This is a genomic window from Streptococcus infantis, from assembly GCF_047463315.1.
Taxonomy (GTDB): domain Bacteria; phylum Bacillota; class Bacilli; order Lactobacillales; family Streptococcaceae; genus Streptococcus; species Streptococcus infantis_AB.
On record NZ_JASHEB010000004.1, the window covers coordinates 136,462 to 151,396 of the forward strand.

General features: G+C 38.1%; 14 protein-coding genes. 13 read left to right on the forward strand and 1 reads right to left on the reverse strand.

Annotated elements, in window-relative coordinates:
* Positions 1-185: 185 nt before the first annotated feature.
* The 7 genes from QM857_RS05870 to QM857_RS05900 all read left to right on the forward strand — a co-directional run bounded on the left by QM857_RS05870 (position 186) and on the right by QM857_RS05900 (position 9,208).
* Positions 186-1,226, forward strand: coding sequence for a DMP19 family protein (locus QM857_RS05870; protein ID WP_414275356.1), 1,041 nt, complete (start codon positions 186-188; stop codon positions 1,224-1,226).
* Between the two features lie 530 nt (positions 1,227-1,756).
* Positions 1,757-3,685, forward strand: coding sequence for a 1,4-alpha-glucan branching protein GlgB (gene glgB / locus QM857_RS05875; protein WP_414275357.1), 1,929 nt, complete (start codon positions 1,757-1,759; stop codon positions 3,683-3,685).
* Positions 3,675-4,817: a glucose-1-phosphate adenylyltransferase gene (locus QM857_RS05880; protein ID WP_049496442.1), complete on the forward strand. Its 1,143-nt coding sequence runs from the start codon at positions 3,675-3,677 to the stop codon at positions 4,815-4,817. Before glgB ends, QM857_RS05880 begins: the two co-directional genes overlap by 11 nt.
* Complete coding sequence (gene glgD, locus QM857_RS05885) at positions 4,807-5,946, forward strand: glucose-1-phosphate adenylyltransferase subunit GlgD (RefSeq protein ID WP_254729937.1); 1,140 nt, start codon at positions 4,807-4,809, stop codon at positions 5,944-5,946. Before QM857_RS05880 ends, glgD begins: the two co-directional genes overlap by 11 nt.
* On the forward strand, positions 5,943-7,376 hold the full coding sequence (glgA, locus tag QM857_RS05890) for a glycogen synthase GlgA (protein ID WP_414275358.1): 1,434 nt from the start codon (positions 5,943-5,945) through the stop codon (positions 7,374-7,376). Before glgD ends, glgA begins: the two co-directional genes overlap by 4 nt.
* A gap of 62 nt (positions 7,377-7,438) precedes the next feature.
* Positions 7,439-8,080 carry a phosphoserine phosphatase SerB gene (gene serB, locus QM857_RS05895; RefSeq protein WP_414275359.1) on the forward strand — a complete coding sequence of 214 codons (642 nt, stop codon included), beginning with the start codon at positions 7,439-7,441 and terminating at the stop codon, positions 8,078-8,080.
* A gap of 18 nt (positions 8,081-8,098) precedes the next feature.
* On the forward strand, positions 8,099-9,208 hold the full coding sequence (locus QM857_RS05900) for a glycerate kinase (RefSeq protein WP_414275360.1): 1,110 nt from the start codon (positions 8,099-8,101) through the stop codon (positions 9,206-9,208).
* Positions 9,209-9,210: 2 nt separating this feature from the next.
* On the opposite strand, the gene QM857_RS05905 is transcribed toward QM857_RS05900, so the two are convergent.
* On the reverse strand, positions 9,211-9,654 hold the full coding sequence (locus tag QM857_RS05905; protein WP_414275361.1) for a DUF1694 domain-containing protein: 444 nt from the start codon (positions 9,652-9,654) through the stop codon (positions 9,211-9,213).
* Between the two features lie 163 nt (positions 9,655-9,817).
* On the opposite strand from QM857_RS05905, the gene eno reads away from it, so the two are divergent.
* From eno to QM857_RS05935, 6 genes are all read left to right on the forward strand, one after another.
* A complete protein-coding gene (gene eno, locus QM857_RS05910) occupies positions 9,818-11,122 on the forward strand; it encodes a surface-displayed alpha-enolase (protein WP_225750274.1) in 1,305 nt (434 codons plus the stop codon).
* A gap of 177 nt (positions 11,123-11,299) precedes the next feature.
* Positions 11,300-12,640, forward strand: coding sequence for an exodeoxyribonuclease VII large subunit (gene xseA, locus QM857_RS05915; RefSeq protein WP_368910179.1), 1,341 nt, complete (start codon positions 11,300-11,302; stop codon positions 12,638-12,640).
* On the forward strand, positions 12,618-12,830 hold the full coding sequence (locus QM857_RS05920; protein ID WP_004253516.1) for an exodeoxyribonuclease VII small subunit: 213 nt from the start codon (positions 12,618-12,620) through the stop codon (positions 12,828-12,830). The genes xseA and QM857_RS05920 overlap by 23 nt, the downstream gene beginning before the upstream one ends.
* Entirely contained in the window at positions 12,827-13,702 is an 876-nt protein-coding gene (locus QM857_RS05925; protein WP_223332983.1) for a polyprenyl synthetase family protein, read from the forward strand. Before QM857_RS05920 ends, QM857_RS05925 begins: the two co-directional genes overlap by 4 nt.
* On the forward strand, positions 13,695-14,510 hold the full coding sequence (locus QM857_RS05930) for a TlyA family RNA methyltransferase (RefSeq protein ID WP_225750278.1): 816 nt from the start codon (positions 13,695-13,697) through the stop codon (positions 14,508-14,510). Before QM857_RS05925 ends, QM857_RS05930 begins: the two co-directional genes overlap by 8 nt.
* Positions 14,503-14,934, forward strand: a complete 432-nt coding sequence (locus tag QM857_RS05935) for an arginine repressor (protein WP_004253525.1) — start codon at positions 14,503-14,505, stop codon at positions 14,932-14,934. The genes QM857_RS05930 and QM857_RS05935 overlap by 8 nt, the downstream gene beginning before the upstream one ends.
* The last annotated feature ends 1 nt before the right edge of the window (position 14,935 follow it).

Consider the following 14,935-nt stretch of genomic DNA (forward strand, 5'->3'; position numbering starts at 1 on the left):
ACGAGGTCGGGATTTTTGATCCCGGCCTATACTTCTAGAAAGTCTTCTTTGAAGTCGAAAATAAAACTAAAATTTTCAGAAAAAGTAGTTCATTTTCAAGTACTGGACAGATAGAAAAAAGCAGAAGTTTCATTATTAATTGAATTAAAATTAGAAAAGTTAATTACTTTTAGTGGGAGATACTTATGGATATCAATACAATTACTCTGGAAAAATTCATCACCTTAAATGAAGAGGAGAAACTTCAGTGTCTCAAAGACATTAAGCATACCTACCAATTCGAAAAGATAAAGGAAATCATCTCAGATCTTGGTTTAGAAAATTTAAGTGGTCAAGTACTTAGTGAACTAGCCAAAGTTTGTAATAATTGGAGTCAATTTGAAGAGGCAAAAACAGTTTTAGAGATAGTCTCTGAAGAAGATAGGGATGCTATTTGGTATTATAGAAATGGTTTTACCCATTGGCGTTTATCTAGTGACCCGAAGAATGACTTTGAAACTGAAGCTAATCAGGCTCTAGCTTTATTAGAAAATGCTATCAAAAATGCTGATTCCTCAACAAATCCAGTCATTGAATGGTGTATTGAGTTGGTTAAAGTAGGTTCTCTAAAGGAAGTTCTTGAAGCTAAGCCAGCAGATTATCCCTTGCTAGAAAAATACTATTTTGAAGATGTTAATGAGACTAATCAAGAAATGACAATTGCGCAGAATAAGAAATTATACAAGAATATTACGGTAGAAGACGTTCAAAAGGCAAAAGACTCATGGGATATTATTAAACCAGTATACGAAACTGTTAACATCTATAACACCTATGAAGACTATCTCGATTCTGCAAAAATCTTTACTTTAGAACAAAGATACCTTCTGGCGATTATCTGGTATTTTATCGAAGTAAACAATGGAGGCCACCATCAATTTCTCGATAATTCGACAGGGATTGTCTGGGAAGATACTTTAAAGGGATTGGAACTATTTGGAATGACGGAGCATGCTATTAATTTCAAAAATCTTCTTGCATACTTTGGTGGAGCTATCTCCTTTGTTAGAGAAGAGAGATCGGAGATGCTAGCACAGATGGAAGAAGAGTATGGTGATGCTTTTTATCAGAAGTTGGATGAAGCAGATGATTTTGTTTATGATTATGGTGGAAATGAGAATGAACTAAGTTTTATCAAAAAATATCCAGAGAAATTTATTTTTCAGGGAAATGCAGATAAATCGTAAAGAATAGTAAATAAAGATGAGGCTGGGACAAAAGTCCTAGCCTCTCATTTATTTTTGGATTGTTGAGCAAGACGCAGTGGTTGAGGTGGGCTCTACTACGCTGATTTCATCAGCTTTTACAGCCCTTCTCAACTGTGCGGAGGTGGGACGACGAAATCGAATTCTAACGAATGACCGATTTCTGTCCCACTCTCATTTTTTAGGGGAAAATCCTTGCTTTCTGAATAATTTCAATCTAAGTTGAATATCATAAACTCTATATTATTTACGGATTTTGAATATATTTTTTAAAAATATTAGGCTAAAAATTGCTTAAACCCGAATATTTTGTTACTATTATATAAAAATGTAAGAAAATGAAAAGGAACTAAGATAAATCAGAAAATTAAAACGATTTTCCTGGGACACATCAGAAAATTATTTTCAGATTTTCAAAATAATTTTTTAAAATATAGTAATTTACTTGAAACTTCTCTTAAAAGATAGTATAATAGAAATATAGAAAACGCTTACAATATAAAGGGGGATTTATGGATACATTAGAAGCTTTAAGAACTTTTACAACAGGCGAAAATTTCCATCTTCAACACTATTTGGGCGCACACCGTGAGGAGAAAGACGGGGAATGGGGTTACACATTCCGTGTTTGGGCTCCAAATGCGCAGGCTGTTCATCTAGTCGGCGATTTCACGAATTGGGTTGAAAATCAAATCCCTATGGTTCGAAACGAATCTGGAGTTTGGGAAGTTTTTACAACTTTTGCCCAAGAGGGTCAGATTTATAAATATCATATCACACGGGCTAACGGGCATCAACTTATGAAGATTGATCCTTTAGCTGTTCGGTATGAAGCACGTCCAGGCACAGGTGCTGTGTTAACAGAAATTCCAGAAAAGAAATGGAAGGATGGACTTTGGTTAGCTCGTAGAAAACGTTTGGGATTCTTCGAAAGACCAGTTAATATTTACGAAGCACACGCTGGTTCCTGGAAACGAAATCCAGATGGAACTCCATTTAGTTTTGCTCAATTAAAAGAAGAGTTGATTCCTTACTTAGTTGAAATGAACTACACTCATATTGAGTTTATGCCTTTGATGGCTCACCCGCTAGGTTTGAGTTGGGGCTATCAACTTATGGGATATTTCGGTTTAGAACATTCTTACGGAAGACCAGAAGAGTTTCAAGACTTTGTTGAGGAGTGTCACTTAAACAATATCGGTGTGATCGTGGACTGGGTTCCAGGTCACTTTACAATCAATGATGATGCCTTAGCCTACTATGATGGAACTCCGACTTTTGAATATCAAGACCATAACAAAGCTCATAACTATGGTTGGGGGGCATTAAACTTCGACTTAGGGAAAAACGAAGTACAATCTTTCCTAATTTCTAGCATTAAGTTCTGGATTGATTTTTATCATTTAGATGGTATCCGTGTAGATGCCGTAAGCAATATCCTTTATCTTGATTATGATAATGCACCTTGGACACCAAATAAAGACGGTGGAAATCTTAACTACGAAGGCTATTATTTCCTTCAGCGTTTAAATACTGTTATTAAGCTAGCTCACCCTGATGTCATGATGATTGCAGAAGAGAGCTCTTCAGCTACTAAAATTACAGGTCCGAAAGAGATTGGTGGCCTTGGATTTGACTACAAGTGGAACATGGGCTGGATGAATGATATCTTACGTTTCTACGAAGAAGATCCAATTTACCGCAAGTTTGATTTTAACCTTGTAACCTTCAGTTTTATGTATGTCTTTAATGAAAATTATCTCCTACCATTCTCACATGATGAGGTTGTACATGGTAAGAAGAGTATGATGCATAAGATGTGGGGGGATCGTTACAATCAATTTGCAGGCCTTAGAAATCTTTATACTTATCAAATTTGTCACCCTGGTAAGAAATTGCTCTTTATGGGTAGCGAATTCGGTCAATTCTTAGAGTGGAAATCAGAAGAGCAATTGGAATGGTCGAACCTTGAAGATCCAATGAATGCCAAGATGAAATACTTCACATCTCAGTTAAATCAACTTTATAAGGACCACCGTTGTCTTTGGGAAATTGATACAAGCTATGATGGAATTGAAATTATCGATGCAGATAATAGAGATCAGAGTGTTCTTTCCTTTATTCGTAAAGGAAAGAAAGGCGAGATGCTAGTCTGTGTCTTTAATATGGCACCAGTCGAACGTCCTGATTTCACAATTGGACTGCCAGTTGCAGGTGTGTATGAAGAAATTTGGAATACAGAGTTGGAACAATGGGGTGGTGTGTGGAAAGAACACAATCAAACTGTTCAAACTCAAGAAGGACTATGGAAGGATTATGAGCAGACTTTGACCTTTACCTTGCCAGCTTTGGGGGCAAGTATCTGGAAAATCAAACGTCGCTTGAAACCTGCTAAAAAAGAATCAATTAAATCTCAAAAAGGAGTAGAAAATGAAGAATGAAATGCTAGCTTTAATCCTTGCCGGTGGGCAAGGAACTCGTCTCGGTAAACTCACTCAAAGCATTGCAAAACCTGCTGTGCAATTTGGTGGGCGCTATCGTATCATTGACTTTGCTCTTTCTAACTGTGCCAACTCTGGTATCCACAATGTTGGGGTTATCACACAGTATCAACCTCTTGCTCTTAACAATCACATCGGAAACGGTTCTAGTTGGGGTCTTGATGTAATTGATTCAGGTGTTTCTATCCTTCAACCTTACTCTGCAAGTGAAGGAAATCGTTGGTTCGAAGGTACAAGTCATGCCATTTACCAAAATATTGACTATATCGATAGCATTAATCCTGAGTATGTTTTGATTCTTTCAGGAGACCATATCTACAAGATGGACTATGATGATATGCTCCAATCACACAAGGATAACAATGCCAGCTTGACAGTTGCTGTTTTGGATGTACCACTAAAAGAAGCTAGTCGTTTCGGTATCATGAATACAGATGCTAATAATCGCATTGTTGAATTCGAAGAAAAACCTGCCCAACCAAAATCAACCAAGGCATCAATGGGTATTTATATTTTCGATTGGAAACGTCTACGCAATATGCTAGTTGCAGCTGAAAAGAATAATATTGACATGTCAGACTTTGGAAAGAATGTTATTCCAAATTATCTTGAAACTGGTGAAAGTGTCTATGCTTATGAGTTCAATGGATACTGGAAGGATGTTGGTACAATCGAATCTCTTTGGGAAGCAAATATGGAATACATCTCTCCAGAAAATGCTCTAGATAGCCGTAATCGTCAATGGAAAATTTATTCTCGTAACCTTATCGCTCCACCAAACTTCCTTGGAGAATTTGCTCAAGTAGAAGACTCTCTAGTAGTAGATGGATGTTACGTGAATGGTACTGTAAAACATTCCATTCTTTCTACAGCTGCTCAAGTTCGTAAGGGAGCAGAAGTTGTTGATTCTGTCATCATGAGTGGAGCAGTTATCGGTAGAGGTGCTAAAATTACACGTGCAATCATCGGTGAAGGTGCAATTATTGCCGATGGTGTTGAAATTGATGGTACAGAAGAAGTACAAGTAGTCGGATATAACGAAGTAGTGGGGGTAGCAACAGATGAAGATTGATAAATATTCAGCGATTTTAGGAAACACTGTTGGTTTTCATGATATGTCAACCTTGACAAGTAACCGTCCAGTGGCAAGTTTGCCATTTGGAGGAAAGTATCGTTTGATTGACTTCCCACTCTCAAGTTTAGCAAATGCTGGTGTTCGAAGTGTCTTTGGAATCTTCCAACAAGATAATATCAGCTCAGTTTTCGACCACATTCGTTCAGGTCGCGAGTGGGGCTTGAATACACTACTTAGTCACTACTATTTAGGTATTTACAATACACGTGTAGAAAGTAGCACAGTCGGTAAAGAGTATTATCAACAACTCTTGACTTATTTAAAACGTTCTGGATCTAACCAAACTGTTTCCTTGAACTGCGATGTTTTGGTAAATATTGATCTTGCTCAGGTTTTCCATTTGCACAATACTACCAAATCTCCTATCACAGTTGTTTATAAGAAACTACCTAAGCAGGATATTTCAGAAGTAAATGCAATCCTTGATATCGATGAAACTGACCATGTACTTTCTCACAAGCTCTTTGATAAAAAATTAGACCAAAATCTTTACAACATGTCTACCGATATCTTTGTCGTTGATACCCCATGGTTGATTGAACGTCTTGAAGAAGAAGCTCAGAAAGAACATCCAGAAAAACTTCGCTATGTTCTTCGTGATTTGGCAGCTAAAGAAGGTGCTTTTGCCTACGAGTATACTGGCTATTTGGCAAATATTCATTCTGTAGAAACTTACTACCAAGCGAATATTGATATGCTTGATCAGCATAAATTCTACTCTTTGTTCTCTCCAAATCAAAAGATTCATACAAAGGTGAAAAACGAAGAACCAACTTATTATGCACCTGGTTGTGAAGTAAATACTTCGCAGTTTGCTTCTGGTAGTATTGTCGAAGGTAAAGTTGTTCGTTCAGTTATTTCTCGTAATGTTCAAATTCATAAAGATAGCTTAGTTAAAGAATCTATTGTTTTCCCTCGTGTTATCATTGGTGAAGGCGCTCAAGTTGAGTATGCAATTATTGATAAGGGTGCTGAAGTAGCTGATGGAGTTGTTATTCGTGGTACAGCAGAAAATCCTGTTGTCATCAAAAAAGGTGAAAAAGTAACAGAGGACATTCTTTCATGAAAATTTTATTTGTAGCAGCCGAAGGAGCCCCTTTCTCTAAAACAGGTGGCTTGGGAGATGTTATCGGGGCTCTTCCAAAATCATTAGTTAAAGCTGGTCATGAAGTTGCTGTTATCTTGCCATACTATGACATGGTGGAAGCCAAGTTTGGTGATCAAATTGAAGATGTTCTTCAATTTGAAGTATACGTTGGTTGGCGTAGACAATTTTGTGGCATTAAGAAGACAGTTTTAAATGGTGTTACATTCTACTTTATTGACAACCAGTATTATTTCTTCCGTGGTCATGTGTATGGGGATTTTGATGATGGTGAACGTTTTGCCTTCTTCCAACTTGCGGCTCTAGAAGCTATGGAGCGAATCGGATTTATCCCTGATGTCCTCCATGCTCATGACTACCATACAGCTATGATCCCTTTCTTATTGAAGGAAAAATACAGATGGATACAGGCCTACCAAAACATTAAGACTGTCTTAACTATACATAATTTGGAATTCCAAGGACAATTCTCTGAAGGTATGCTTTGGGATTTGTTCCGAGTTGGTTTTGAGCGTTATGCGGATGGTACAGTTCGTTGGAATGATTGCCTTAACTGGATGAAGGCTGGTATCCTCTATGCAGATCGTGTATCTACTGTATCGCCAAGCTATGCTTATGAAATCATGACAACAGAGTTTGGATGTGGTTTGGATCAAATTCTTCGAATGGAGTCTGGTAAGGTTTCTGGTATTGTAAATGGAATTGATACAGATCTTTACAATCCAGAGACGGATCCTTTATTGGATTACCATTTTAATAAATCTGATCTGTCAGGAAAAGCTCAGAATAAAGCTAAACTTCAAGAAAAAGTTGGTCTTCCAGTTCGTCCCAATGTTCCAATGATTGGTATTGTGTCGCGTTTGACAAGACAAAAAGGTTTTGATGTCGTTGTTGAAGGTTTGCATCGCATGCTTCAAGAAGATGTTCAAATTGTTCTCTTGGGTACAGGTGATCCTGGTTTTGAACAAGCGTTCTCATGGTTTGGTCAAGTATTCCCAGATAAACTTTCTGCAAATATTACCTTTGATGTCAAGCTAGCACAGGAAATTTATGCAGCCTGTGATATTTTCCTCATGCCAAGTCGTTTTGAACCTTGTGGACTTTCTCAAATGATGGCTATGCGTTATGGAACATTACCACTTGTTCATGAGGTAGGCGGGTTGAGAGATACTGTCCAACCATTCAATCCAATTGAAGGAACGGGTACAGGATTTAGTTTTAATAACTTAACCTCTTACTGGCTAAATTGGGCATTACAAACAGCCTTGGATGTCTACTATAATCATCCAGATGTGTGGAAAAAACTTCAAGTACAAGCTATGGAATGTGACTTCTCTTGGAATACAGCATGTCAGTCTTATCTCGATTTGTATCACAGCTTAGCAAATTAAATAAATAAAATCGTATGATGCTTTCATACGATTTTTTGAGATGATGAAAGTATGGGGAATAAATGAATAAAGCTAGAGGACTCTGTGTCCTAGATGTTGATGGAACTTTGATAGAAGAAGAGGTTATTGATTTATTAGGGAAAGAGGCAGAGTGCGAAGAAGAAGTAGCCCTGCTAACTGCTCAAGCGATGAGAGGGGAATTAGACTTCGAAGCAAGTTTAAAAAAACGTGTTTCCCTTCTTAAAGGTCTCTCTATCAATGTTTTTGATAAGATTTATCATGAACTTCACCTTAGTAAAAACGCTGCCCAGTTTATTAAGGTTCTTCAAAAAAATCGGATAGAAGTAGGTTTAGTATCAGGTGGATTTACCACTATTGTAGAAAGATTAGCAAAAGATTTGGGGATTTCATTATATATTGCTAATCAACTGGAAATCAGAGATGGTCAATTAACTGGAAATCTTATTGGCCATATTATAAGCAGAGAAGTTAAAGAAAAAACATTGCTCAGTTGGGCTAAAGAGTTGGAGGTACCTTTCGAGAAGACAATAGCTATCGGTGATGGAGCAAATGACTTAAAAATGCTTAAAAGTGCAGGACTTGGTATAGCCTTTTGTGCCAAGGATATTGTGAAAAAAGAAATAAATCTTCAGGTAGATGAGAGAGATTTTGGGAAAGTTTTGGAAATGATAGACTTCCTTTAGATAGAAAGAGGAATCAAAATGAAAATTGTTATAGCACCTGACTCCTTCAAGGAGAGTCTTCCTGCAAAACAAGTGGCAGAAGCTATAAAAAGAGGATTCGAAAAGGCTATACCAAACGTGGAGTGTTTACTTTTACCTGTTGGTGATGGAGGTGAAGGAACAGTAACCGCCATTAAAAGTTCTCTAGGTTTGGAAGAAAAAACAGTCCAGGTAACTGGCCCTTTTGGTGATGAGATTTTGATGTCTTACTTTCAAAAAGGAGAATTAGCTCTATTTGAAGTTGCAAATTTAGTAGGTCTTGCTAAAATCCCTTTTGAAAAACGTAATCCTCTAAAGATTCAAACAAAGGGAGTTGGACAGCTGATTCTACATTTAATAGAGCAGGGTATAAAAGATATCTACATCGGTGTCGGCGGAACAGCTAGTAACGATGGAGGCATTGGAATTGCTTCAGGACTTGGTTATCAGTTTTATGACAAAAACGGAATTGTACTTCAAGCAAATGGTCAATCTCTATTTGATATCAGGAAAATATCGAGGGAGGGAGTGCTTCAAATTCCTTCTGATGTACATATAAAAATACTTGCAGATGTGACCAATCCACTTTGTGGGCCTCATGGTGCTACCTTCACATTTGGAAAACAAAAGGGATTGGATCCATCCAAATTTCAAGAAGTTGATGCTGCTATTAAAGACTTCTATAGTAAAATTGGACCCGAAATATTAAAATTAAATGGTGCAGGAGCAGGTGGTGGTATTGCAGCTGGCTTGTGTGCCTTCGCTGGAGCAGAGATTGTATCTGGTATTCAAACTTGTTTAGATTTGATAAACTTCGATCAAAAAGTTACTGATGCAGACCTAGTGATTGTTGGCGAGGGTAGACTGGACTCGCAAAGTCTAGCTGGAAAGGCGCCAATTGGAGTAGCAAAAAGAACACCTAGGGGTGTTCCAGTTCTTGCTATTTGTGGTAGTTTATCAGAGGATTTACCACCTTTACCATTCGAGAAAATAGTCGCAGCTTTTTCCATACTTGAAAAAAGCGAACCGTTAGCAGATAGTTTTAAAAAAGCAGCTGTTTATTTAGAAAATACAGCTGCAAGTATTGCCCGAATCATGTCTTTGAGATAGAGTTAACCAAACCATTTTTTCCAGAGAGAAGTAGGAGCTTTCTGCTCTTTCTCTTGCCATAAGTCTGAAAAGGCCTTTCTGAGGTCTTTTTCTTGGGTTTGAACAGGACTATCACTGTGTATGACCATGCCGAAAGGAGAAGAGTTATGATCTTCAGAAACGATAGTTGCTTGGCAATTGTCATCTTTGGCATGTTTTAGGTAAAAGACTTGTTTATCAAATTCAACTTGAGGAGAAATTTTGACAAATAGAGGTTCAGTTTCTTTCTTTAGGGTCTCTAATATTGTTAAAAATGCCTTTTGAAATTTGTCATCATTTGCAGTGGCGAGTTCAGCGTAGCCAAGAACACGTTCTTCAAAGGTACCAAGAAAACGTCTTTGTTCGTCTGGATTTAACTTAATTCCACCATTGGCTTTTTCTAATATTTGTTTTGATACATCAGTCATAAATATAGTATATCATAAAAGTCTCTAGATAAGACGGAAAAGAAAGCGATTACTTTATAAACTTAAGGAAAATTTGCACAAAGATAACGTTTTTTCTTGAAAAAGGTATCTTTTTGATGTATCATAGAGGTGTAAAATAATTTAACTCAAAGGAGAGTAAAAAATGTCAATTATTACTGATGTTTACGCTCGCGAAGTCCTAGACTCACGCGGTAACCCAACACTTGAAGTAGAAGTTTACACTGAATCAGGTGCTTTCGGACGTGGTATGGTTCCATCAGGAGCTTCTACTGGTGAACACGAAGCAGTTGAACTTCGCGACGGTGACAAATCTCGTTACGGTGGTCTTGGTACACAAAAAGCTGTTGACAACGTTAACAACATCATTGCTGAAGCAATTATCGGCTACGATGTACGTGACCAACAAGCTATCGACCGTGCTATGATCGCTCTTGACGGTACTCCTAACAAAGGTAAATTGGGTGCAAACGCAATCCTTGGTGTGTCTATCGCTGTAGCCCGCGCTGCTGCTGACTACCTTGAAATCCCACTTTACAGCTATCTTGGTGGATTCAACACTAAAGTTCTTCCAACTCCAATGATGAACATCATCAATGGTGGATCTCACTCAGATGCTCCAATCGCTTTCCAAGAATTCATGATCGTACCTGCTGGTGCACCTACATTCAAAGAAGCTCTTCGTTGGGGTGCTGAAATCTTCCACGCACTTAAGAAAATCCTTAAATCACGTGGTTTGGAAACTGCCGTAGGTGACGAAGGTGGATTTGCTCCTCGTTTCGACGGAACTGAAGATGGTGTAGAAACAATCCTTGCTGCTATCGAAGCTGCTGGTTATGTTCCAGGTAAAGATGTATTTATCGGATTTGACTGTGCATCATCAGAATTCTACGATAAAGAACGCAAAGTTTACGATTACACTAAATTCGAAGGTGAAGGAGCTGCTGTCCGTACTGCTGCTGAACAAATCGACTACCTTGAAGAATTGGTAAACAAATACCCAATCATCACTATCGAAGATGGTATGGACGAAAACGACTGGGACGGTTGGAAAGCTCTTACTGAACGTCTTGGTGGTAAAGTTCAATTGGTTGGTGACGACTTCTTCGTAACAAACACTGACTACCTTTCACGTGGTATCGAAGAAGGTGCTGCTAACTCAATCCTTATCAAAGTTAACCAAATCGGTACTCTTACTGAAACATTCGACGCTATCGAAATGGCGAAAGAAGCTGGTTACACTGCCGTTGTATCACACCGTTCAGGTGAAACTGAAGATTCAACAATCGCTGACATCGCAGTTGCAACAAACGCAGGACAAATCAAGACTGGTTCACTTTCACGTACAGACCGTATCGCTAAATACAACCAATTGCTTCGCATCGAAGATCAACTTGGTGAAGTAGCTGAATACCGTGGATTGAAATCATTCTACAACTTGAAAAAATAATCTAGTTCAGTGAACTAATGAAAGCCCTTGGATTTTTCCAAGGGCTTTTGTATATTATAAGACAAGCTCAAAGAAATCCAGTCTTGTTTTCGTATTCTAGAGGTGAAATGAGAGATTTTTAAACGGTTTTTTGGTATAATAATACCCAGGAAAAACTAGAGAAAGAAGGAGGTTGAGATGGAAAAGTATTTATCGGTAACAACTTTGACTAAGTATCTGAAAATGAAATTCGATAAAGACCCATACTTGGAGAGGGTCTATTTAACTGGTCAGGTTTCTAACTTCCGGAAGCGTCCAACTCATCAATATTTTTCTCTAAAAGATGATCGAGCTGTAATCCAAGCGACTATTTGGTCAGGTATTTATCAGAAACTAGGTTTTGATTTGGAAGAAGGGATGAAGATCAATGTTATCGGTCGTGTCCAAGTCTATGAACCAAGTGGGAGCTACTCTATCATCATTGAAAAGGCAGAGCCTGATGGCGTAGGGGCTCTTGCGATTCAGTTCGAACAATTAAAAAAGAAATTATCAGAAGAAGGCCTTTTTCAAGAACGCTTTAAACAAGCAATCCCTCAGTTTGCAAAACGTATCGGGGTTGTAACTAGTCGTAGTGGTGCTGTTATACAGGATATTATTACTACCGTTAGCAGACGTTTCCCAGGGGTTGAGATTGTTTTATATCCTACCAAGGTACAAGGCGAAGGGGCAGCAGAGGAGATTGCCCGTAACATTGCTAGAGCTAATGAACGAGAAGACTTGGATGTTCTTATCATTGGTCGTGGTGGTGGATCAATTGAGGATCTTTGGGCTTTTAACGAAGAGATTGTAGTGCGTTCTATCTTTGAATCTCGTTTACCGATTATTTCAAGTGTTGGTCACGAAACGGATGTAACCTTGGCTGATTTTGTTGCCGACAAGAGAGCAGCAACACCAACTGCTGCAGCAGAGTTAGCTACACCTGTGACTAAGTTAGATCTACTGACCTACCTTAAAAATCAAGAGAAACGAATGGCTACTGCTGTACAAAATACTTTATCAAAGAAAAAAGAAGCCTTGAGAGGGCTTAGTCAATCAGTCATCTTCAGGCAACCAGAGCGTTTATATGATGGATATCTGCAACGCTTGGATCAGTTAATGCTTCGACTGAAGCAGGGATTGAATGGTGAGTTAGTTAGAAATCAACAGAAGGTTCAAGCTCAAATTCACCGTTTGGAGCAATTATCGCCAAATGTCAAGATTCAGCGCTACCAAGATCGTATTCAACAGTTACAAAAATTAATGCGTAGCCAGATGGCTGTGATTTATGATGCCAAGGTTGCTGAAGTAAAACGCTTGTCAGAAGCTTTACTCATGTTAGATACGAGTCGTATCGTAGCAAGGGGTTATGCGATTGTTAAAAAAGAGGATACCGTGGTATCTTCAGCAAATGATTTGAAAAAAAATGACCAGGTGATGTTGATGATGCGAGATGGTCATGTAGAATTAGAGGTTAAAGATGTCAAAACAGAAGAAATTTGAAGATAATTTAGCAGAGCTTGAGACTATTGTTCAGAGTTTAGAAAATGGTGAAATTGCTTTAGAAGATGCTATTACTGCATTTCAAAAAGGAATGGTTCTTTCAAAAGAATTGCAAGCAACACTTGATAAAGCAGAAAAGACCTTGGTTAAAGTCATGCAAGAAGATGGAACAGAAAGCGAACTTCTATGAACAAGCAAGAAAAATTAGCTTTGGTTGAATCAGCTCTTGAGGAGTTTTATGGAGACCAGCAATTAGCTGCTAATCTCAGAGAAGCTGTTCTCTATTCTATCCATGCAGGTGGTAAACGAATTCGTCCTTATCTACTTTTAGAAGTTTTGGAGTCTTTGCAGGTGCCAATCACTATAGCTCATGCCCAGGTTGCAGCAGCGCTTGAGATGATTCACACAGGAAGCTTAATTCATGATGATCTTCCTGCTATGGATGATGATGATTTTCGTCGTGGGCGTTTAACCAACCATAAGAAGTTTGGTGAAGCACTAGCAATTTTAGCTGGCGATGCCCTCTTTTTAGATCCTTATGCTTTGATAGCGCAAGCAGACTTGCCAAATGAAATTAAGGTAGATTTAATAGCTTCTTTGTCCCTTTCTTCTGGAAGTATGGGGATGGTCGCTGGCCAAGTTTTGGATATGGAAGGTGAAGGTAAACATTTAAACCTAGAAGAACTTCAGACCATCCATGCTAATAAAACGGGTAAACTCTTAGCTTTCCCTTTTCAAGCGGCAGGAGTTATTGCAGGATTGGATAAAAATCTTCAAAAACAGTTGAAAACAGTTGGAGAGCTGATTGGGCTTGCTTTTCAAGTGAGAGATGATATCCTTGATGTTACTGCTAGTTTTGAGGAAATTGGTAAAACACCACAAAAAGATTTGCAAGCTGAGAAATCAACCTATCCTGCTTTGTTAGGATTGGATGAGGCAAAAGTTTTTTGTAACCGAACTTTGGATCAGGCTAATGAAAAATTAGACGTGATTAGCCAATTAGTCGACTTTGATAAAGAACCAATTGTAAAAATAGTAGAAAGTTTGAGAATCAATGCCTAAGGAAAGAGTAGATGTACTTGCCTACAAACAAGGTTTATTTGAAACAAGAGAACAGGCTAAGCGGGGCGTAATGGCTGGATTAGTGATTGCAGTCCTTAATGGTGAGCGTTTTGATAAACCAGGAGAAAAAATTCCTGATGATACTGAATTAAAACTCAAGGGTGAGAAACTCAAGTATGTTAGTCGAGGTGGCTTGAAACTTGAGAAGGCTTTAGAAAAATTTGAAATATCAGTTGAAGGCAAAACAACCATTGATATTGGCGCTTCAACAGGAGGCTTTACGGATGTCATGCTGCAAAATGGTGCAAAACTGGTTTATGCCGTTGATGTTGGGACCAATCAGCTAGCCTGGAAATTACGCCAAGATGAGCGTGTCGTTAGCATGGAACAGTTTAATTTTCGTTATGCTGAAAAGACTGATTTTGAACAAGAACCTAGTTTTGCAAGTATAGACGTGAGTTTTATTTCTTTGAGTCTCATTTTACCAGCTCTACATAGAATATTGGCCAATCAAGGGGAAGTTGTTGCACTTATAAAACCACAGTTTGAAGCAGGGCGAGAACAAATTGGAAAAAATGGTATTATCAGAGATGCCAAAGTTCACCAAAATGTTTTAGAATCAGTTACTAAAATGGCAGTTGATGAAGGATTCTCAGTCTTAGGATTGGATTTCTCTCCTATTCAAGGTGGACACGGAAATATTGAGTTTCTTGCTTATTTACGTAAAGAAGAACATACAAGCAACCAAGTAGTTTCTGAAATAGAACAAGTAGTAGAAAAAGCACATAGAGAGTTTAAAGATGAATAAAAAAGAAAGACTTGAAAAAATTAGAAGATTTGTGACTGACTATCAAATCGGTACACAAGAAGAAATCGTTGAACACTTGAGAGAAGCAGGCATCTCTGCCACTCAAGCAACTGTTTCACGTGATATCAAAGAATTAGGGATTGTAAAAATTCCTTTGAAAGACAATACATATGTCTATGAATTACCAAAGTCAGTAGTTAAAAGTTTACAGTTAGCTGAGAACAATATCGAAAGTTTCGAAAGAATGGGTAATCTCATCAACTTAGATGTTATTCCTGGGAATACAATTTTTGTAAAAAGTCAATTGACTCAAACATTTTCGGATATGATTTTTAGCTGTTTAGCAGATGATAACTCAATTTTAATTGTGGCGCGAACTGAAGAAGCAGCTGTAGAGATTGTTGAACAAGTTAAAAAGTGGTAGG